Annotated in this window: 15 protein-coding genes; 3 read left to right on the top strand and 12 right to left on the bottom strand. The window is 39.2% G+C overall.

The window, feature by feature from the left end; all coding sequences use genetic code 11:
- Nucleotides 1-21: 21 nt before the first annotated feature.
- Complete coding sequence (locus DSM02_RS10510) at nt 22-2,568, bottom strand: ATP-dependent Clp protease ATP-binding subunit (protein ID WP_128765594.1); 2,547 nt, start codon at nt 2,566-2,568, stop codon at nt 22-24.
- A gap of 249 nt (nt 2,569-2,817) precedes the next feature.
- On the opposite strand from DSM02_RS10510, the gene gyrA reads away from it, so the two are divergent.
- Nucleotides 2,818-5,358, top strand: coding sequence for a DNA gyrase subunit A (gene gyrA / locus DSM02_RS10505; protein ID WP_128765593.1), 2,541 nt, complete (start codon nt 2,818-2,820; stop codon nt 5,356-5,358).
- Nucleotides 5,359-5,386: 28 nt separating this feature from the next.
- The gene (locus DSM02_RS10500; RefSeq protein WP_128765592.1) at nt 5,387-6,652 is read left to right on the top strand and encodes a tetratricopeptide repeat protein; all 1,266 of its coding nucleotides are present in this window, start codon (nt 5,387-5,389) and stop codon (nt 6,650-6,652) included.
- A gap of 82 nt (nt 6,653-6,734) precedes the next feature.
- Here DSM02_RS10500 and DSM02_RS10495 read toward each other — a convergent pair whose 3' ends face one another.
- From DSM02_RS10495 to thrA, 8 genes are all read right to left on the bottom strand, one after another.
- Entirely contained in the window at nt 6,735-8,033 is a 1,299-nt protein-coding gene (locus tag DSM02_RS10495) for an amidohydrolase family protein (RefSeq protein ID WP_128765591.1), read from the bottom strand.
- Between the two features lie 2 nt (nt 8,034-8,035).
- A complete protein-coding gene (locus tag DSM02_RS10490) occupies nt 8,036-11,011 on the bottom strand; it encodes an amidohydrolase family protein (protein WP_164918291.1) in 2,976 nt (991 codons plus the stop codon).
- Nucleotides 11,012-11,101: 90 nt separating this feature from the next.
- Nucleotides 11,102-12,175 carry a DUF3810 domain-containing protein gene (locus DSM02_RS10485; RefSeq protein ID WP_128765590.1) on the bottom strand — a complete coding sequence of 358 codons (1,074 nt, stop codon included), beginning with the start codon at nt 12,173-12,175 and terminating at the stop codon, nt 11,102-11,104.
- A 7-nt stretch (nt 12,176-12,182) separates the two neighbouring features.
- Nucleotides 12,183-12,992 (bottom strand): sugar nucleotide-binding protein, encoded by an 810-nt coding sequence (locus tag DSM02_RS10480; RefSeq protein ID WP_128765589.1) that lies wholly within the window; start codon nt 12,990-12,992, stop codon nt 12,183-12,185.
- Nucleotides 12,993-13,028: 36 nt separating this feature from the next.
- Nucleotides 13,029-14,111, bottom strand: coding sequence for a glycine cleavage system aminomethyltransferase GcvT (gene gcvT, locus DSM02_RS10475; protein ID WP_128765588.1), 1,083 nt, complete (start codon nt 14,109-14,111; stop codon nt 13,029-13,031).
- Between the two features lie 54 nt (nt 14,112-14,165).
- Nucleotides 14,166-15,464, bottom strand: a complete 1,299-nt coding sequence (gene thrC, locus DSM02_RS10470; protein ID WP_128765587.1) for a threonine synthase — start codon at nt 15,462-15,464, stop codon at nt 14,166-14,168.
- A gap of 87 nt (nt 15,465-15,551) precedes the next feature.
- Nucleotides 15,552-16,481: a homoserine kinase gene (locus DSM02_RS10465; RefSeq protein ID WP_128765586.1), complete on the bottom strand. Its 930-nt coding sequence runs from the start codon at nt 16,479-16,481 to the stop codon at nt 15,552-15,554.
- A gap of 11 nt (nt 16,482-16,492) precedes the next feature.
- Nucleotides 16,493-18,931: a bifunctional aspartate kinase/homoserine dehydrogenase I gene (thrA, locus tag DSM02_RS10460; protein WP_128765585.1), complete on the bottom strand. Its 2,439-nt coding sequence runs from the start codon at nt 18,929-18,931 to the stop codon at nt 16,493-16,495.
- Nucleotides 18,932-19,264: 333 nt separating this feature from the next.
- Here thrA and DSM02_RS10455 point away from each other — a divergent pair, with 333 nt between their 5' ends.
- A complete protein-coding gene (locus DSM02_RS10455; protein ID WP_128765584.1) occupies nt 19,265-20,797 on the top strand; it encodes an NAD(P)H-hydrate dehydratase in 1,533 nt (510 codons plus the stop codon).
- A gap of 8 nt (nt 20,798-20,805) precedes the next feature.
- Here the strand turns inward: DSM02_RS10455 and DSM02_RS10450 are convergent, their stop codons facing one another.
- The 3 genes from DSM02_RS10450 to DSM02_RS10440 all read right to left on the bottom strand — a co-directional run bounded on the left by DSM02_RS10450 (nt 20,806) and on the right by DSM02_RS10440 (nt 22,588).
- Nucleotides 20,806-21,321 (bottom strand): DUF6787 family protein, encoded by a 516-nt coding sequence (locus DSM02_RS10450; protein WP_128765583.1) that lies wholly within the window; start codon nt 21,319-21,321, stop codon nt 20,806-20,808.
- A gap of 37 nt (nt 21,322-21,358) precedes the next feature.
- Entirely contained in the window at nt 21,359-21,790 is a 432-nt protein-coding gene (locus DSM02_RS10445) for a DUF6146 family protein (protein WP_128765582.1), read from the bottom strand.
- 162 nt (nt 21,791-21,952) lie between these two features.
- Nucleotides 21,953-22,588, bottom strand: coding sequence for a DUF937 domain-containing protein (locus DSM02_RS10440; protein WP_128765581.1), 636 nt, complete (start codon nt 22,586-22,588; stop codon nt 21,953-21,955).
- Between the last annotated feature and the right edge of the window lie 75 nt (nt 22,589-22,663).

Raw genomic sequence — 22,663 nt, 5'->3', positions numbered from 1 at the left:
CTAATATAGTTGAATTTTGCTTTAAGATTGAGCTGAATTTTCAGTCTTCTCAATTCTAATTGTTAATTCGTCTTTACCTTCTTCTATGTCCATAAAGATGTTATCACCTTCGCTAACTTTAGAGGTTATGATCTCTTCTGCAAGGGCATCCTCAATATATTTTTGAATTGCTCTCTTAAGAGGTCGTGCACCATATTCTTTATCAAATCCTTTATCACTAATAAAGTCTTTAGCTTTATCGCTAAGCTCTAGATGATAACCTAGAGTCTCAATACGCTGATAAAGTTTTTTAAGTTCGATATCAATAATTAAGTGAATCTCTTTGCGGTCTAATGCATTGAATACAACAACATCATCTACACGATTCAAGAATTCTGGGGCGAAAGCCTTTTTAAGTGCTTGTTGAATCACACCTTTAGCGTTATCATCTGCTTGTTGTTGACGTGCAGCGGTGCCAAAACCAACTCCCTGACCAAAATCTTTCAGTTTACGGGCACCAATATTTGACGTCATAATGATTACCGTATTTCTAAAATCGATTTTTCGGCCTAAAGAATCTGTTATGTAACCGTCATCAAGAACCTGAAGCAACATATTGAAAACATCTGGATGTGCTTTTTCGATCTCATCTAATAAGATCACAGAGTATGGTTTTCTTCTTACTTTTTCGGTAAGTTGGCCACCTTCTTCATAACCTACATATCCCGGAGGAGCACCAATTAAACGAGAAATGGCAAACTTTTCCATGTATTCACTCATATCAATGCGCACAAGCGAATCTTCGTTATCAAACAATTCGGTTGCTAAAATTTTTGCAAGTTGGGTTTTACCAACACCAGTCTGACCTAAGAAGATAAATGAACCAATCGGTTTGTGTGGATCTTTGAGTCCGGCGCGGTTACGCTGAATCGCTTTAGCAACTTTCGCGACAGCCTCATCCTGACCAATAACCTTAGATTTAATAGATTTAGGTAATTCGGCAAGCTTATTACTTTCGGTTTTTGCAATTCTATTAACCGGTATTCCAGACATCATAGAAACTACATCAGCGACATTATCTTCTGTTACTGTTTCTTTATGTTGCTTAGAATCTTCTTCCCAGTTTTGCTGAGCAACTGCTAATTCCTTTTCAATGTTTTTCTCGTCGTCACGTAATTTTGCTGCCTCTTCATATTTCTGTTTTTTTACAACAGAGTTTTTACGTTCGCGCACTTCTTCAAGTTGACGTTCTAAGTCTAAAATCTTTTTAGGAACATCAATGTTTACAATGTGTACACGAGAACCAGCTTCATCTAAAGCATCAATTGCCTTATCTGGGAGAAAACGATCTGTAATGTATCTGCTTGTAAGTGTAACACACGCTTTAATAGCTTCTGGAGTGTATTCAACATTATGATGGTCTTCATATTTATCCTTGATATTGTTAAGGATTTCAATGGTTTCTTCTTCATTAGTAGGCTCAACAATTACCTTTTGAAAACGACGCTCTAAAGCACCGTCTTTTTCGATATACTGTCTGTATTCATCAAGCGTAGTAGCACCAATACATTGTATCTCACCACGAGCTAAGGCAGGCTTAAACATATTACTTGCATCAAGCGAACCTGTAGCTCCGCCTGCACCTACAATAGTATGAATTTCATCAATAAACAGGATGATGTCAGAATTTTTTTCCAGTTCATTCATCACTGCTTTCATGCGTTCTTCAAACTGACCGCGGTATTTAGTGCCGGCAACAAGGCTAGCAAGGTCTAAGGTTACTACGCGCTTATCAAAAAGAATACGTGAAACTTTACGCTTAACAATGCGTAAAGCAAGGCCTTCTGCAATTGCAGATTTACCTACACCAGGCTCTCCTATAAGTAGCGGGTTATTCTTTTTACGTCTACTCAAAATTTGAGAAACGCGCTCTATTTCTTTCTCACGGCCTACAACCGGGTCCAGTTTATCTTCTTCAGCCATTGCTGTAAGATCTCGACCAAAGTTATCTAATACCGGAGTTTTAGATTTTTTATTCGATTTATTTCCAGGAGCATTAAAAGGATTTTCCTTAGAAGAATCTGTAGTGCCGTCGTCTTCACTAAACGATTCACTTTTAATAGGCTCTATATAATCGTCATCACTAGTCATCATAAGCTTAAATTGATCTTTTACATTGTCATAATCTACTTTGAGTTTATTAAGCAACTTGGTCGTTGGGTCGTTCTCGTTGCGTAAAACACAAAGTAAAAGATGCGCTGTGTTAATAGAAGAACTTTGAAAAAGTTTAGCTTCTAAAAAAGTTGTTTTTAAGGCACGTTCTGCCTGTCTGGTGAGATGTAAATTCTTTTTGTCGTTACTAGCCAGGCCAGAACCGGGATTTGCAGGGCTTAGGATTTCAACTTTACGTCTTAAGTGACTCAGGTCTACATCTAATGCTTGTAAAATCTCGATAGCTTTGCCGCTCCCGTCGCGAAGAAGGCCTAACATTAAATGTTCGGTTCCTATAAAATCGTGACCTAATCGCAAAGCTTCTTCTTTACTAAAGGCTATTACATCTTTAACTCTTGGGGAAAAATTATCATCCATAAACGCTCCAATCTTTTTCTTAGATTTTTAAATAGAATAATTCAAAAACCGTTCCGTTCATAACTTTGTAAGTAAATTGACAAAATTACTTTCAAAGCCACAATGGAAGTTAAGCATACTTATTAAAAACCAAAATTAATTTTTGTTAATAAAAAGCGGTATGTGGCTAGAGGTGAAATACCGAAAACACACGAGAAAAACGTATATTGCCCCTTACTGTTTAAACCAATTATTTAAAGATAAATACATATGGCTGAAGGAGAGAAGTTAATTCCTATCAACATTGAAGATGAAATGAAATCAGCCTACATTGATTATTCAATGTCGGTCATCGTGTCACGTGCGCTACCAGATGTTCGTGACGGTTTAAAACCTGTACACAGACGTGTTTTGTTTGGAATGCACGAATTAGGTGTTCGTTCGAATACTGCTCATAAAAAGTCAGCAAGAATCGTAGGGGAAGTATTGGGTAAGTATCACCCACACGGGGATACTTCTGTATATGACACTATGGTACGTATGGCTCAGGAATGGAGTTTACGCTATATGCTTGTAGATGGTCAAGGAAACTTTGGTTCTGTAGATGGTGACAGCCCGGCAGCTATGCGATACACTGAAGCGCGTATGCGTAAGATTTCTGAAGAAATGCTTGCGGATATTGATAAAGACACTGTAGATCATACGCTCAACTTTGATGATACTTTAAAAGAACCTACTGTATTACCTACAAGGATACCCGGACTTTTAGTAAATGGTGCATCTGGTATTGCAGTGGGGATGGCTACAAATATGCCACCTCATAACCTTACTGAAGTTATAAACGGTATTACCGCATATATCGAAAATAACGATATCGAAATAGACGAACTGATGCAGCATGTTACTGCTCCAGACTTTCCTACCGGCGGAACTATTTACGGGTACGATGGTGTACGTGAGGCATTTAAGACGGGTCGTGGTCGTGTCGTACTCAGAGCTAAAGCGATTATCGAAGAGGTCAAAGGAAGGGAATGTATCATTGTAAGCGAGATTCCATATCAGGTGAATAAAGCTGATATGATTAAGAAGACTGCAGATCTTGTAAACGATAAGAAAATAGAAGGTATAGCTTCTATACGTGATGAATCTGACCGTAACGGTATGCGCATCGTTTACGTTCTTAAGCGTGATGCAATTCCTAATATTGTACTTAATACTCTTTATAAGTATACCTCGCTACAATCTTCATTTAGTGTAAATAATATAGCTCTTGTTAAAGGGCGTCCACAGATGTTGAATCTTAAAGATATGATTCATCATTTTGTTGAGCACCGCCATGAGGTTGTTGTAAGACGTACAGAGTTTGAGTTGAAGAAAGCTGAAGATCGTGCTCACATATTAGAAGGTCTTATTATTGCCTCAGATAATATAGACGAGGTAATTGCATTAATACGAGCAAGTAGTAATGCTGAAGAAGCTCGTAATAAATTAATTGAGCGTTTTGAGTTGAGCGAGATCCAAGCTCGTGCTATTGTTGAAATGCGTTTGCGACAACTTACTGGTCTAGAGCAAGATAAGTTGCGTGATGAATATGATGATATTATTAAGCTTATAGAAGATCTTAAAGATATTTTAGCGCGTAAAGAGCGTAGAATGGAAATCATTCAGGATGAATTAGAAGAAATCAAAGCTAAATATGGTGATGAGCGCCGTACCAATATAGATGTTGCTGGTGGAGATGTGAGTATTACAGACTTGATTCCTGATGAGAAGGTTGTTCTTACTATTTCACACGCAGGCTATGTTAAGCGTACTTCATTAATGGAGTATAAAACTCAGAATAGAGGCGGTGTAGGTCAAAAGGGATCAACAACACGTAATGAAGATTTCTTAGAACACCTCTTTGTAGGCACAAACCATCAATATCTTATTTTCTTTACTCAAAAAGGAAAATGTTTCTGGATTCGTGTATTTGAAATTCCAGAAGGAAGCAAAACTTCAAAAGGTAGAGCGATTCAAAACCTTATTAATATTGAGCCAGATGATAAGGTAAAAGCATTTATTTGTACAAATGACTTGAAAGATGAGGAGTATATCAACAGTCGTTATGTCATTATGGCAACTAAAAAAGGACAGGTTAAGAAAACTTCTCTGGAGCAATATTCAAGACCGCGTACAAATGGTATTAATGCGATAACCATCAAAGAGGGTGATGAATTACTTGCAGCTAAACTTACAACTGGAGACAGCCAGGTGATGCTAGCAGTCAAGTCTGGTAAGGCTATTCGCTTTGAAGAAGAGAAGACCAGACCTATGGGTAGAAACGCATCTGGTGTGCGTGGCATAACTCTTGCAGATGATAATGACGAAGTAATAGGAATGGTGGCTGTGAACGATTCAGAGTCTAATGTTCTTGTTGTTTCAGAAAACGGTTATGGTAAGCGTTCTCTTGTTGAAGATTATAGAGTTACCAACCGTGGAGGTAAAGGAGTTAAAACAATTTCTATTACCGAAAAAACCGGAAATCTAGTCGCGATTAATAATGTGACTGATGAAGATGATCTGATGATTATTAATAAATCTGGTATCGCAATAAGAATGGCTGTCTCAGAATTGAGAGTTATGGGGCGTGCAACACAGGGTGTTCGCTTGATTAATCTTAAGAATGGAGATACCATTGCAGCAGTTACTAAAGTCAAGAAAGACGAAGATGATATCGAAGTTGATGAAGACGGAGAAGTAATTGTAAAAGATGCCGAGAATACGGAAAATCCAAGTATTGAAAAACCTTCTTCTGACGAGGAAGAATAATTAAAGTCGAATATAAATTTAACAAATAATGAAAACTAAATCTTTATTGCTGGCGGCACTATCGTTTAGCGCTGTTACTTTTGCGCAGAAGAGAGAGATAAAATCTGCCGAAAAAACAGTTGAGTCTGGTAGTTATGCTGAGGCACAAACTGAAATTAATGGTCTTGAAAGTATGATGGGCCAAATGGATGAAAAGGAAAAAGAATATTACTACTTCGTAAAAGGTAGAGCATATTTAGGCGGAGAAGATAATAAGAACGCAGAAGATCTTTTAAAGGCTATGGAAGCTTTTACTAAGGTTAGCGAATTTAATGACGGAGATAAGTATGGAGATGATGCTACAACGTATAAACAAACTGCTATGAATGCCGTTATTTCATCTGCTGTAGACGATCAAAATGCTCAGAAATATGATGAAGCAGCTACTAAATTGTATACGCTTTATACGCTAACGCCTAAAGACACTTCTTATCTTTATTTTGCTGCTTCTAATGCGGTCAACGGTCAGAACTTTGATACGGCATTAGACTATTACGGTCAATTAAAAGACTTGGGCTATACAGGTATTGAGACTAAATACACTGCTAAGAATAAAGAGAGTGGTGAAGTAGAGAGTTTCCCTTCTGAACAACAAAGAGATTTATTCGTAAAATCTGGCACCCATGAAGATCCTAAAACTGAAGTTACTGAGTCTCGTTCTGGTGAGATTGCTAAGAACATTGCTTTAATTTATGTTCAGGAAGGTGAGGATGAGAAAGCTTTAACTGCAATTCAAGATGCTTTATCAGAGAATCCAGATGACGATGCTCTCTTAAGATCAGCTGCAGATGTATATCTAAAAATGGGGATGACTGACGAGTATGAGGCTGCTATGAACAAGGTGATTGCTAAAGATCCTAATAACCCTGGTTTATATTTTAATTTAGGTGTTGGGGCTGCTAATGCAGGAAACGCTGAAAAAGCATTGGGGTACTATAAGAAAGCTTTAGAAATTGATCCTAACTACGCAGGTGCTAATTTAAACATAGCTGCATTAATGTTAGGTCAGGATAAAGAGATTATTGAGCAAATGAACTCTTTAGGGAACACTAAAGCAGATAATAAGAAGTACGAAGAACTTAAAGATAAGCGTTTGCAGCTTTATAAAGATGCTATTCCTTATTTAGAAAAAGCAACTTCTGGTGAAACTCCAAATATCGAAGCTGTACGTACTTTATATAACATCCACATTCAGTTAGGTAACGATGAAGAGGCTAAAGCCTATAAAACTAAACTAGATGCTATGCAAGGCTAAAGTTTAGCAAATAGCTTATAAATAGAAAGTCCGATTCAGAAATTGAATCGGACTTTTTTTATGCTCTTAGTTTTAAAAGAATCTATTCTGTTCTTTCGTATTTTTCCATATAGCGTCTCCAAAGCTCAGTTTGATGCGATTCAAGACTGATGCTTCTTCCGTTTATAAAAGCATGGGTGATATTGTTTCCCATCATTTCCAATGCGTTTCCGGTGCTTACAAAAAGAGTAGCGTCTTTACCAGCTTCTAGCGTTCCTAGTTTGTCTCCAACTCCTAATATGGTAGCAGCGTTCTTTGTGATAAGTTGCAAGGCATCTTCAAAACTAAGACCGTGTGCAGTAGTTTGCCCGGCATAAAACGGAATATTACGGGATTGCCAGTATTCACCGCTATTTCCTAAAGCGACTGTAACACCAGCATCAACTAACGTCTTAGCCATTTTAAATGAAATGTCATAGTCATCGTCTTCAGCTTCCGGAAGGCTGTGCACACGTGCAAGAATAACAGGTACATCAGCTTTTGCAATTTGATCAGCAACTTTATAAGCGCGGTAGGCACCTACTACAACCATTTTATCTAAATTCATTTCCTTTTTGAATTTCAATACATCTAAGATTTCTTTTTCAGAATCGACGTGTATGTAAAGGTTTTGTGTTCCGTCTAAAACATCTTGCATAGCTGCAAATGGCAGGTTTTTGATAGATGAGTCGCCAGATTCGTATGCACGGGACTGCACCATAAAATCTTTCAATTGGGTGATATCAGAAGCATAATCTTTGTTAGGGCTATAGCCAGCATCTTCCCCTAGCCACCAGCGACCGCGTTTGTAACTGTTTGGCCAGTTGAGATGAATGCCATCACCTCTTTTTACTGCAGCGTCTTCCCAATTCCAGGCATCTAGCTGTACAACAGAAGACTCGCCAGAAATAGTTCCGCCCTGCGGCACAGCTTGTGCGATAAGCACCCCGTTGGGCCTCATGCTTTCAACCACCTTAGATTCAGCATTATAAGCAACAATAGCTTCAATATGTGGATTGTACTCACCAATCTCATCCTGATCTTCAGTAGCACGTACCGCAGAGATTTCAACAAGCCCTAAGGTTGTGTCAGGAGCTATAAATCCAGGATATACATGTTGTCCATCAATTTTTATAATCTCGCCTTTTAAGGGGCGTTTAGTCCTAGTAGCATCATAAACGCCTGTAATCTTTCCATCGGTGATAAAAATAAGACTGTTTTGTATCACTTCACCATTACCAATGTGAGCGATACCTCCGGTTAGAGTGATGTCTCCACTTTGTTTAGGAGCCGGTGTTTGCTGAGCTTGCAGGCTAAAAGCTGCAAATAACAGGAGTATATATAGTTTTTTAATTGTTTTCATGATTAGTTTAAGGTTTCTAATGTGTCACAATCTAAACGCTGTTTTTCATCTTTTTTAGCAGGCTGCGTTTTTAAACCTTTATTTTTGGCACCGAGCATCATTGTGGTCAATTTGTTCTTTTTCTCAGCTACTTCTTGCTTCAGTTCTTTATCTTTTTCAATATCAAAATAAACAACACCTTCTACTAAAGTTTTTTCAGCAACTGCACTTACAGACATTGGGTAGGTTGACCAAAGTACAAGATCGGCGTCTTTTCCTTCTGTAATACTGCCGGTACGATCATCTATATGTAGCATTTTTGCCGGATTTAAGGTGACAAACTTCCAAGCTTCTTCTTCAGGGACACCACCATATTTCATTGTTTTTGCAGCTTCCTGATTCAATCTACGGCTCATTTCTGCATCGTCACTATTGATTCCTGTTAAGACTCCCTGACTCCACATAATTGCTGCGTTGTACGGTATTGCGTCATTTACTTCATATTTGTAAGCCCACCAGTCGCTAAAGGTGGAACCGGCAACGCCATGTTCGGCCATTTTATCTGCTAGTTTGTAGCCTTCAAGAATGTGCGTAAACGTATTGATTCTAAAATCGAAATCTTCAGCAACTTTCATCAACATATTGATCTCACTTTGCACGTAAGAATGCGAAGTGATAAAGCGTTCTGCATTTAAGATTTCAGATAAGGTTTCCATCTCATAGTCTTTGCGAAAAGGCTTGCCACTGTTCTTTTTATTTTGATATTCCCGGGCACGCTGAAAATAATCTGTAAACATCTGTTGCACTCCCATACGAGTCTGTGGGAATCTGCTGTAGCTCCCCCAATTGGATTGCTTCACATTTTCTCCTAAAGCAAATTTGATAAATTTGGCATCGTCTAAAACCATCTCGTCAATACTAGAACCCCATTTGAGTTTCATAACTGCAGATTGACCACCTATTGGATTAGCAGAACCGTGAAGTAACTGAATGGTTGTTACACCACCGGCAAGATCTCTGTAGATATCTATATCATCTGGATTCACAGCGTCTTTCATGCGAACTTCAGCTGAGGAGTTTTGACCCGACTCGTTAATTGAAAATGCAGCAATATGCGAATGCTCATCTATAATTCCGCTTGTTAAATGCTTTCCTGTTGCGTCTACGGTCATAGCACCACCGGCACTAAGATCTTTGCCAACTTTAGCTATTTTTCCGTTCTTAACTAAAACATCGGTTTCTTCAAGAATTCCAGCTTCTTCGTTTGTCCAGACTGTTGCGTTTTTAAATAAAATAGTTTGTGCTTCTGGCTTTTTATCATAACCGTAAGCAACATTAGGATAGGTGAGGGGGATAACTACTGGAGAAGTTTCTTCTTTATTATCGTCTTCATCTTTCTCTTCTTTAGTTTCTGAATCAGCTTTTTTAGTAGCAGTAAAAGTGGTTTCTTTTCCGTCAGGAAGAATTGCTTTCCCGCTCCATGGAGTGGTCGCACTTACTTGTGTGATGATGCGCGTGTATCCTTTTGTGTTGGAATCAATACCGGTAAACATAACATTCAGCCATCCATCAGCATAACTAATCTTTGAACCTAGTTTGGTATCACCACTTTTCACGGTTACCGAAGGTTTATCGGTAGATTTAGAGAGAGTCATCTCATAGGATTTACCGCTTACATTCAAAGTGTAGCTCCCATCAATATCAATAACTGAAGCATCTTTTAAGACGTTTTGAGAACCTTGAACCCAGTTTTCGTAAACTATAGATTCTTCATCAAAAATATTGCCTGAGGTTATCAGGATGTTTGCCCAAGCCCCTTGCTTTAACGTTCCTAAAACATCAGATTTACCAAGTAATTCTGCCGGGATCGTAGTTAAAGCTTTTAATGCTGTATCTTCTTTTAAACCATATTTAAAGGCTTTACGAAGCATTGGGAATAATTCATCTGGAGACTTAAGATCATTTGTTGTAATCGCAAACTTCAATCCGGCATCTTGTAGTTTGGCAGGATTGGTAGGTTCTTGATTCCACTCCAGCATTTGGCTTAAACTGACATAGTGAGCCTGGTACGGATCTTCAACATCATATGCATCTTGAAAATTTACAGGAATTATGTAAGAAGCTTGCGTAGCTTTAACTTCGTCAATACGCTTATACTCGTCACCGCCGCCCACAATGATAAATGAAACTCCGGTCTCTTTAGAAAGACTGGCTATGCGTAAATCGTCATACAGCCCATCACCTACAAAGATTTGCGGTAAATCCATATTTGCATTTAAAGCTTCAAGTGAAAGGTCTCGAGTATCTATATTCCCTTTTGCGTACCAATCTGCATCTACAAATACCTGTCTTATGAGTGCAGTAGCGCCCATAATAGAACCCGGATACGATTGTTGTGAAAGATTACTTTTATCAAAAGAAAAGAACTGAGCAGAGCGCGTATCTATCAAACGCTCAGCAGTATTTCCGTCAGAATTTAAAGCTACAAGAATACCATTACCTCGGGCAAGACCATCTGCTTTATGTGAACTCACTACACCAAAACCCGCTTTTAATAAATCTTCAGCAGCTTTGCTGTCATATTCAAAATCGTTTAATGCATTTGTCTCAGCGCGTATATGGTCATTCCAGTAATAGCCGTCGCGTGTTGGTTCGTACTGAGGACTGCGACCGCCTCCTTGTCTTTTAGGAACTTCGACTCCAAATGTAGAATACATTTCAACGAACGAAGGATAAATGTGTTTGTCTTGCAGGTCAATAACAACAGCATTTTGAGGAGCTTTTACAGATTTTCCTACCGAAACTATTTTGCCATTTTTAATGAGGAGGCTTCCGTCTTTAATAGTTTCACCCGGAGCAGGATGCAGCGTTGCATTTTTAAAGAATGTGTAATTCGTGTTGCTGGTTTTTACCCCATCGTTTACCGGAAAATATTCTTGGGCTGAAACCAGACAGAACATGAATACTAACCATCCGGTCAAGAATAGTTTTTTGTTCATAATTTAACTTAATTTAAGAGAATTCTTCTAAATTAAGTTATGGCTAGCTTCTTTAGGGCTTTTTAAGTGTAATTAAGATATTTTTAACGCTTAAAGAATTTGAGAATTTCCTTTAAAATAATTTACAAGTAATGCAACAACATAGCTGTAGCTCTGCATACCAGCAGGTTGGTTGTTGGCTTTAAGGTAACCGCCATAAACTTTAGCTAAAAGCGGTTCTAAGGGGTTTTGATATTCAATCCAAAAATCTCGGGATTGCCGGTAGTTTGCGATTATACCAGGACGAATATTTTTAGTGAGTAATTCGCCAGCGTCAGGATTACGGGCATACACATCATTGAGACAATAGCGCAAAGCGAAAATACAACCTGAATATTGAAAGTAAGGATTGGGATTATTGGTGGTTGCCATTACTGCAATAAAATTGGCTTCATTTTCCTTAGCGAAACCCAGTTGATGCGCCTCTTCATGACAGCTTACCAGTGGCCAACGATGAGCAGGTAGCAGCCCGTTTACTTGACCTTCTTGCGAAATGGGGTTGAGATAGCCCCCGAAACCCATATAACTCAGCGGAAGTCGAAATAAAGAGTTTTTAATGCTTTTGGGTGCGTAGTCTAATTTCGGAAAATTGTTTTCTACAATTGCATAGCCATTAGGAGTTTCTTTGAAAATTTCATTTAGAGTGTACGGAAAATCGACAGGAAGGCTGTCGTTTTCTTGTAACTCCTTATGTAGTGCATTAGATCTTTTTATGAGTCTCTGGGTGAGACTTATCAATTCTTCAGTAGTATATTCTTTATCGATATTTAAAGCTTGATGCAGCGGAAGCCGGTAATAGTTTAATCCCCAAAGTATGTGAAAGCTGAAGTAAATAATATTAGCAAAAAGAAGTCCTTCCGTTAGGAATTTGATTCCATTCTTAAAGCGATTTCTGAAGAGTTTTACGATTGAAAATATAAGATAAATTATGATCACGGCATACATCACATCTCCAAAAGAAAATGGAATCCAGCCCAGTACATACCGAAATAATTTTGACGAATACTGGTATAAACCATTGCTGTAATAGGTCTCAATAAACTGTGGAAAACGGGCTGTAAATTTTAAAGCAATTATTTGTAGAATTAGGACACCCGTATAAAGAAACAGTTTTTTGAGTTTCATATAATTTCTAATAAACCTGTGATTCGGCGACTACTTCTTCGTTTGTAATACTCAAATGACCGGGTAATTTGTTGTCTTTTGGCAAAACAGCCAAATACCTATCAAAGTTAGATGTATAAACCAGCTTAAATTGAGGTTTGATTTTTAAATCAAGTTTTGCAATGATCTCGTTTATAAATTCCTGATGATGTATAAGGTCATTGCTTCCTAAGTGAAAGATGCCAAAACGCTTTCTGTTTATGATAAAATGTATTTGCTGTCCCAGCTTTCGGTCTGTGGTAGTATTCATGATTAAATGCGGAAAAACTTCAACTTGTTCCTGAAGTAAAACTGCATTTTTTATCTGTCGAATTCGAGGCGAATTCACGCCAAAAACCATCGGCAACCTGATGATCGCATATTGTTCTTCCGGCAGGAAATTGAGGAAAAAGTTTTCACAACGTATTTTCAACTTTCCATATTTACTCTCAGAAAGTGTTTTATCAAACTCATAACTGGGGTAATTGGTAAAGGCATCAAAGACATTAGCTGAAGATAAATAGATCACAAAAATACCGGTGCGCTGTGCAAAATCACATAAATCTTCGTGCGCTTCCACCTGACCTTCAAAATCTCCTCTTAATGCTGAAATAACCAAAGTAGGTCTTACCTGATTCAACACTTCATAAATACTGTCTTGTGTGACATCAAAATGAATGAAATGCTGATTGTCTGAATAAATTTTCCCCGTATGATACGTGCCATAGGTGTCGTAGTAGCGGTGTAATTCTTTATACAATGCGCCACCCAGAAAACCACTGGCTCCCAGAATTAATATTCTATGTGTATTTTGTGTAGGGATAAATTTTAAGTTTTAGCCTTTATAGAAAGGCAGTTTTACAACTTTAGCAGGGATGCTTTTATTGCGCACTTTGATGAAAATCTCAGTATCAACCTTTGCTAAATCTGTTTTGACGTATCCCAAGCCAATACCTTTCGATAAAGACGGAGACATTGTCCCGGATGTAACTACGCCAATCACCGTATCGTTTGCATCTGCGATCTCATAACCGTGACGTGGAATACCGCGTTCGATCATTTCAAAACCAATTAGTTTGCGTTCGGGACCGTTTTCTTTTTGAGCTTTTAAAGCTTCAGAATTAACAAAGTCTTTAGTAAATTTTGTGATCCACCCCAGTCCGGCTTGAATAGGAGAGGTGGTGTCGTCAATATCATTTCCATATAGACAATATCCCATTTCCAGACGCAGCGTATCACGCGCGGCAAGACCTATGGGTTTGATACCGAAATCCTTTCCGGCTTCAAATACTTTTGTCCATAATTGTTCTGCGTGGTCATTGTGGCAATAGATTTCAAAACCACCGCTTCCGGTATACCCGGTTGCGCTGATGATCACGTGGTCTATTCCTGCAAAAGGCGCTACTTCAAAGTTGTAGAATTTAATAGCTGAAAGATCGGTTTCTGTCAGTGACTGCATCGCTTCAATGGCTTTTGGTCCCTGAATAGCCAGTAGTGAGAAGTTGTCTGAAATATTTTTCAGTTCAACGCCAAAGTTGTTGTGGCTGCTGATCCATTCCCAATCTTTTTCAATGTTTGAAGCGTTTACAACCAGCAAATATTCGTTTTCGCGAATGCGGTAAACAATTAGATCGTCTACGATTCCGCCTTCATTATTGGGTAAACAGTTATACTGGGCACCGCCGATTTTTAGCTTAGAAATATCGTTGCTGCACACCTTTTGAAGCAAATCGAGTGCTTTCTCACCAATTGCCAGGAACTCGCCCATATGCGAGACGTCAAAAACGCCTACGCCATTGCGTACCGTTTCGTGTTCGGCATTTACGCCTTCATAAGAAACAGGCATATTGTAACCGGCAAACGGAACCATTTTAGCTCCAAGATCTTCGTGTATTTTAGTAAGTGCAGTAGCTTTCATCTGTGATTTTTTAAGAGCACAAATGTATCAAAACTGCATTTAAAACGAGGGAGACTAGCCTAACAAAAAAGACTTAAATTCTTCGTAGTTTTTTATGGACGTAGCTTGCTTTTCCTTATGCATAACTTCTTCAATTTGTGGCGGAATCGCAATTTCTGCATCGATCACCGGATTAACAACCGGTAAAAATTTCACCGGATGCGCGGTTTCTAAGAAGATACCATAAGCATCAGGATGGTCTTTAAGATAGTTTTTAAGCCCTAAATAACCCACTGCACCGTGCGGATCTGCAATATATCCGGTTTTTTTGTAGATGTGCTGCATCGCTTCTTTAGTCTGCTCATCGTCGTAAGAGAACGATGATAATTTCTGCGAAAGGGTTTCCAGGTCGTTATTAAACAATTTTTGAATACGAATAAAGTTTGACGGATCACCTACATCCATCGCATTGCTTATCGTCGCTACTGAAGGTTTTGGTTTGTAAACTCCGGTTTTCAAAAACTCAGGTACGATATCGTTTCGGTTTACCGAAGCCACGAAATGCTTGACCGGCATTCCTAGTTTATGGGCTACCATACCGGCGCAAATGTTACCAAAGTTTCCGCTAGGTACTGAAAAAACCAATTCTTTCCCTTTAGATTTAGCCTGCTTGTAAGCAAACAGGAAGTAGAATAATTGCGGTAACCAGCGTGCAATGTTTATAGAGTTGGCTGAAGTCAACTTGCGTTTTGAAGTAATCTCCTCGTCCAGAAACGCGGTTTTAACCATCGCCTGGCAATCGTCGAAAACACCGTCGACTTCAAGTGCTGTAATGTTTGCCCCAAGTGTTGTTAATTGTTTTTCCTGAATGTCACTTACTTTTCCGGTAGGATAGAGGATGACCACATCAACACCTTCCACATTTAAAAAACCACGGGCAACAGCGCCACCGGTATCTCCACTGGTAGCCACCAAAACCGTAACCGGTTCTTTAGCGTCTTTTTGAGCTGAAAAATACCCCAGGCAACGCGCCATAAAACGCGCACCAACATCTTTAAAAGCCATGGTAGGACCATGAAATAATTCAAGAGTTGCGATGTTTTCTTCTAATTCTACAACCGGAAAATCAAATGAAAGCACATCGGCAATGATATCTTTTAAGTCTTCATCCGGGATGACGCCATCTACAAATTGATGGATCGCTTCAAAGGCAATTTCGTTGTTAGAAAGGCTCTCTATGTTTTCAAAAAATGACGCTGGAAGGGGCTTGATTTCTTCCGGAAAATACAAGCCTTTATCCGGAGCAATTCCTCTTACAACTGCTTCCTCTAAACCTACTTCTGGTGCTTTTCCGTTTAAACTGTAATAGTTCATTTTTTCTAGGTATTCGTTTGGGTAATTATGCTGAAAAATCACTTTTCCTACAGCTAGGAATATTTCCGAATCAGACAATTTTACCAATTAGTTTTGTTCTAAAATTCTATTTCCGTGCTTAGAGACAGGAGATATGTAACTGTCGCTGAGCATATTTTTTTCTTTTAAAGATTTTTTTAACGCAAATTCAACTGAACCAGCATTTTGTAAGCCTTTACTTAGTGTGAACATTGAAGGTCCAGAGCCGCTAATTCCGAACGCTAAACCACCATTTTCTAATGCGGTTTGCTTATAGAAATCAAAATCCGGGATCAGGTTTTTACGATAGGGTTCTACCAGAACGTCTTGCGTACTTGATGCGATTAAGTCGTAATCTGATTCGTATAATCCTGCGATTAAACCAGCCAGATTTCCAGTCTGTTTAATAGCATTTTTAAGTGAAACATCTGCCGGTAGAATTTCCCGGGCTTCTTTTGTTTTTATTGTAATGTGTGGGTGAATTACCGTCACATATAACGCTTCAGGAACCGGAAGTGAAACGATCTTTAAAGGCTCGTATCCGGTGATCAATGTGAAGCCTCCGTAAAGGCACGGAGCAACATTATCTGCGTGCTCATTTCCGCTGGCAACTGCTTCCCCTTTCATCCCAAAAGCGGTAAGCTCCAAATTAGTCAACGGCGTTTCTAAAAACTGATTGATGCCGTAAACGATTCCGGCAGCACTTGCAGCACTGCTTCCCACACCACTTCCTAAACGAATCTTCTTATGGATCTCAATCTCGAATCCGAAATCAAGATTCAATGCTTCGACCATAGCCAAACCGGCAACGCCAACTACATTTTCTTTTGCCTCATAGGGCAATTCTGCACCGGTGATTTTTGTGATCTTAATGCCTTTTTCGGCAACTTTACGAATGACCATCTCGTCACCAAGACCGTCAAGTGCAAAGCCCAACACATCAAACCCACAGTTTACATTGGCTACCGTCGCTGGTGAAAAAACCCGTATTTCGTTCATCTGTTCAGGTTTTAAAATGTTGCTGTTCTGATGATGTCAGCAAAAAGACCTGAAGCGGTAACATCACCACCTGCACCAGCACCTTTAATCTGCATAGGCTGTTCCGGGTACCGATCTGTAAAGAACAAGACGATGTTGTCTGATCCTTTTAATTCATAAAAAGGATGCCCTTCGGGAACACTTTGTAATCCTACGCTTGCTTTACCGTTATCTAATTGTGCAACATATTTGAGGCGGTGCTTTTTTGCTTCTGCATCAGCAACCAGTTTTTCAAAATGCGCAGCATCTTCTTTAAGCGTTTCAAAGAAATGCGGAACATCATCACTGTTGAGGTTCTTTTCAGTTAAGAAGGGCTCGTTTTTAATATCTTCTAAATTGATTTTTAAGCCGCTTTCACGTGCCAAGATTAAAATCTTACGCGCTACATCAACTCCGCTTAAGTCAATACGCGGATCGGGTTCTGTAAAACCTTCTGCTTTTGCAGCCTGAACCACATCGTGAAAGCTTTCGCCTGATTTAAAATTGTTGAATACAAAATTTAAACTTCCCGAAAGGACCGCCTGAATACGATTTACGCGGTCTCCGGAGGCGATTAGATTATTCAAGGTGTCGATTATCGGTAAGCCTGCACCTACATTGGTTTCAAATAATAAGGGCGCATTGTAGGCTTTACTCAAGCGCTTCAATTCGCTGTATTTTTCAAAGTCTGAAGAGGCAGCGATTTTATTACACGCAACTACGGCAACACTTTGCTTGAGGTATTTGCCGTACATATCGGCAACGTCTGCATTTGCAGTAATGTCTACAAAAATACTGTTCCGTTGGTTTTGATTCACTACTGCCTCGTGAAAGCCATCAAGAGTTGCGGGCTCACCGCCTTCTAATGCTTCTTTCCAATTGTTGAGGTCAATACCGTTTTCATCCATGTGCATTTTACGCGAGTTGCTCAATCCTAAAACACGCATATTGATGTTTAGGTTTTTCTTCAGGTAGTCCTGTTGCTGCTGTATCTGATTCAGTAATTTTTCACCTACATTACCAACCCCGGTAATGAATAGGTTTAATTGTTTGCGTTGTGCTTCAAAGAAACGCTCGTGAAGGCTATTTAGCGCCTTTTTAACGTCTTTTTGAGCGATAACCGCAGAAATGTTCTTCTCGCTTGCTCCCTGAGCGATAGCGCGTATGTTTACGTTGTTTTTACCTAGGGTGCTAAACATTTTACCGCTGGTACCCTGGTGGCTTTTCATCTGGTCGCCTACCAGAGCGATGATGCTTAGACCAATTTCTAAAGTAAGTGGATCAATCTTGTTCAAAGAAATCTCGTACTCAAATTCCTCATCAATCGCATTTTTAGCACGACCGGCATCTTCTTCCATCACACCTAAGCAAATACTGTGTTCGCTAGATGCCTGAGTGATCAGGATGATGTTGATTCCCTGATTGCTTAGGGTTTCAAATAAGCGTTTGCTGATACCGGGTATACCTACCATACCCCCGCCTTCTAAAGTAAGTAGGGCGATATTGTTGATGTTACTCAACCCTTTTATAGGATTATCACTTTTTCCTTCTTGATTTTGGATGAGTGTTCCTTTGTCTTCCGGTTTCAAGGTATTTTTAATACGAATCGGGATGTTTTTACTCATCACCGGTACAATGGTTGGTGGGTATAAAACTTTCGCACCAAAATGCGACAACTCCATCGCTTCGTGATAGGAGATGTTATCTATAGGTTTAGCTTGTTTTACAATTTTAGGGTTAGCAGTGTACATACCACTAACATCGGTATAGATTTCTACTTGTTCCACTTCTAGAGCCGCCGCAACGATTGCTGCGGTAAAATCTGAACCGCCCCGACCTAAAGTTGTGGTTTCTCCACTTGCAGAACTGGCAATAAAACCGGGTAATACAGTGATCTGTTGTTTTGCTTTAGCAAAGTAGTATTCCAGCTGACTGTTAGTTACTTTATAATTCACACCAGCTTTGGTATGTTTATCATTTGTAGTGATCAGGTCACGACTGTCTTTTCTTGCAGCATCAAGACCTTTGGCGTACATCGCTCGCGCAATAATTGAGGATGATAAAATTTCACCGAAAGCTAGCAATTTATCTATCGTTTTTGGCGAAAGTTCATTGATGAGATAAATACCCTGTAACAGGGATTTCAAGTCATTTAATAAACCTTCTATATCAGCAATAGCTTCTTGATCATTAGGAACAAGTTCCTTAATAAATTCAAGGTGTTTAGACTCTAATTCTTCAAAAACTGAAGTATAATCTTCTTTTGTACTGGCAAGAATACCGCTTTGCATCAATAAATCTGTAACTCCACCCAAGGCAGAAACGACTACAGTTATTTTTTGTTTTTCGGCGCCTTTAGCGACGATATTGATGACTTGATTTATGTTTGCAACACTTCCTACAGAAGTACCGCCAAATTTTAAAACACGCATGGCTTTTGTGTTTGAAATGATTTAAAAATGAGTTGTTTTCGTGTAAACACGAGCAGTTGCGAAGTTATATGTTTATACAATACCCCAAAGGGGTAATACTAATGAAAGCGATCACGATACGAGTAGTCGTAATGGGAGATAAAAAGATGTTCGTATTTGCTTTCATTGCTTGAAACTGTTGCATTCAAAAGTATTATTTTTACACTTAAGCACAAGCCTGACCGGGCATTTTTAAGGAATTATCATGGATATCTTGTTTTACCGAAAATTCACTAATTAAACACGTTTATCTCGCTTTTCCTTACGAATTATCTAATTAACAGACATTTCCTTATGAAAATTCTTAGCAAAGATCAAATTTACGCAGCTGATAAAGCTACCGAACAGGCAGAAGCTATCCCGTCATTTAATTTGATGGAGCGTGCCGGCGGTTATGCATTTCAGTACATACACCAACGCTTGCAAGGACAACCGGTGCAAATCAAAATCTTTTGTGGAATAGGGAACAACGGCGGTGATGGCCTTGTTATTGCGCGCAATCTTGTGGAGAACGGGTATTCGGTTAAGACCTATATTGTGAATTATAGTGAGAACCGAAGCGAAGATTTTTTAAATGCGCTTGAAGAACTCAAAAAGAAAACTACAAAATGGCCAGAGGTACTAAAGTCTGTAGCTGATTTTCCAGAGATTGCTCCAGAGGATTTAGTAGTGGACTGTATTTTTGGAATCGGTCTCAATCGTCCTGCAGCTGTCTGGGTTCAGCAATTATTTAGGTTGATTAATGAAAGCAGCGCATATACTTTGGCGATAGATATTCCTTCAGGGATGGCAATTGATCAGATCATTCCAGATTCTGAAGTTGTTCGAGCAACGGTAGTGCTTACCTTTCAAACACCTAAACTGGCGTTTTTTCTTCCGCAGAGCGGAAAATACATCAATAACTGGGAAGTTTTAGATATTGGTTTAGATCGCAATTATTTGAATTCCGTAAAGACTAAAGCCCAACTTATAGGAAAAACGGAAGCCCAGCAAATGTACCGTCCGCGTCAAAAGTTCAGTCATAAAGGGACGTATGGTCATGCGTTGCTAATTGCCGGGAGTTATGGAAAGATGGGTGCAGCAGTCTTGAGTAATAAGGCCTGTTTAAGTTCTGGTGCTGGTCTTGTAACCGCATATAGTACCAGACAAGGTTTGCCTATTTTACAGACTTCTATCCCTGAAGTTATGGTGGTTACTGATCGACATACCGGGGATTTTATTGAAGAAATACAGTTTGACATAGAACCTGATGTAATCGGAATAGGGCCGGGCTTAGGTACGCATAAATCTACTCAAAAGGCATTTGAAGAATTTTTAAAGGTAAATAAAACACCGCTTGTTTTGGATGCTGATGCGTTGAATATGCTTTCGGAAAACAAAGCTTTACTTGATCTATTACCTAAATACTCTATACTGACTCCGCATCCTAAAGAATTAGAGCGTTTGATCGGGGAGTGGAAGGATGATTTTGAAAAACTCGAAAAAGCAGAAGCCTTCTCAGCTAAATACGATTGTATTCTGGTTTGTAAAGATGCTCATACCATCGTGGTTTTTGAAGGAAATTACTATGTGAATACTAGTGGGAATCCGGGTATGGCTACAGGCGGAAGTGGCGATGTGCTTACTGGAGTACTTACAGGTTTAGTTGCTCAGGGCTATGATCCGTTAACGGCTGCTATTTTTGGTTCATTCATTCACGGGAGAGCTGCAGATATCGCCATTAATCATACCGGTTATGAAGGCTTAACTGCCGGAGTCATTGTTGAATTTTTAGGTCAGGCTTTTTTAGATTTATTCCATGAACCGGAGAAGCAACCTCAGAAGTAAACTATGGATTATCGTGTAAACAGAAAACCCAATCCCATTCTGGAAAGCATTTTCTTTTCAAAAGCATAGAAGAATTTATATTGTCCAAAAATCCAGGCAACAACAAGTAGTAGAACCTGATAAATAGGAAAGATTATAAGGATACGTAGTGGCCAATAGACCCATCCTGAAATTGAATCACCACCGAGACCAATTGCATTCATCACAGGGCTTGATATTCTGCCCGCAGTAGAACCGGTAATTGCAAAAACCATAAACACTGCTATAAATTGCCAGCGGTATTCTAAAATCCATCGATTCTTTAGTTTTTTAAAACACAATAAGCTGATTTTGAGTATCAGATAGGTAATAAGAATTGTTAGCGCAACTAAGTAGCTTGTATGCAGCATTGTATCCGATTCAAAAAAGAAATCGAGTCTAGCAGCAATTAAGTACCCGCAACCTAAAGCTAATAGCACTCCTAATATCGGGTAAATGAGTTGCCAGTTCCGGGTGATCTCCCAGTTGTCTTTAAAGTTTTTCACAGGCCAAATATACTATTCTGTCTTCGAATAGCCTTGTCTAAATGCGTGTGGGAACTCCAAACCGCTGATTGTACTGCCGGCTGAAATACACAAAGTAATTGTAGAGTTTATAATTTACTTCATAGCCATAGTCAATCTGGCTGTTGTAATCAATTTGCTGCGGATAGAGATTGGGATCAAAACGGAAAGGTTGTTGTACCCGCTGGTTGTATTCGATTACCAGAAACTGGTTTTTATTTTCAAGATAAGATTGTGAATAATATCCTTCTGGTCGTGCTATAGAATTGAGAAAGGTGTTGAAGCCGGGCTCTATAATGATAATCTCATATTCAAGACTGTCGTTAGCAATCCGTACGGTGTCGTTATCAGTAGCAGTTGGGGCTGTTTGTGTCATTGGTTTATCGTTTTGTGTACTTGCACAACCGTAAACCAATGCCAGCGCAAAGAGGAAGTATATAATTGTTTTCATAATATCTTTTCATTTAAAGCTACAAAACTTCTGCCACATCTTATTTATTGGCACTACCAAAGGGTTTAGTACTCCGAGGCTTGCCGCAAAATTGAAAATTTGTTTTTAACGAATGCCTCGTGGGCCTGCCTTTGTCGGCATACAGGCTTGCCCCGAAGTCGTTTACTTTCCAAAAAGTCCGCCCAGCATACCGCCCAGGCCGCCTTTCTTTTTGTTGGATCCTAATACCATGTCAGCGACATCGTCCAGAACGCTCCCATCCCCATCAGCATCAATAAGACTTTCGATTAGGCTTTGGTTTTCTTTAGGCTGACCTCCAAGCATACTTCCTAAGATTCCGGTTAATCCATCAGAATCATTAATCCCATTTTCTTTAGTCTGTTTTCCTATAATTCCTAAAAGAACCGGAGCAGCAATTTTTAGAATTTGAGCAATTGTACCCGCATCTAAACCTGTTTTTTGACTCAAGGTATTTTCAACAACCGGTTGTTTTCCGCCTAAAACGTGACTTAATATTCCGGCACCGTCATGGATTACGCTTTGGTCTACGCTTCCACCTCCAAGAAGACTCCCTAAATTATCTAAAATACCTCCATCGTGTTTTCCAGATAAAGCACCCATTAATCCTGAAGCGCCTTCAGGGCTTGATGCATTTTTTTTCATCGCCCCAAGTAAAAGGGGCATTGCCATACTCAAGACATCTGCAGTTTTACTTTCTGAAGCTCCAGTCTGCGCACTTGCACCACTGATTAATTGTTTTCCTAGGTCACTATTTAATAGATCTAATAATCCTGCCATTTTTGTTGGTTTTGAGTTTGCACTCTAAAGATACACACTGGTTTTAAAATCTTTAACTTTTGGGTATAAAAAAAG

Origin of the sequence: Leeuwenhoekiella polynyae, from assembly GCF_004104075.1 — a bacterium.
Taxonomy (GTDB): domain Bacteria; phylum Bacteroidota; class Bacteroidia; order Flavobacteriales; family Flavobacteriaceae; genus Leeuwenhoekiella; species Leeuwenhoekiella polynyae.
This window is presented reverse-complemented; position numbering and strand designations above follow the sequence as displayed.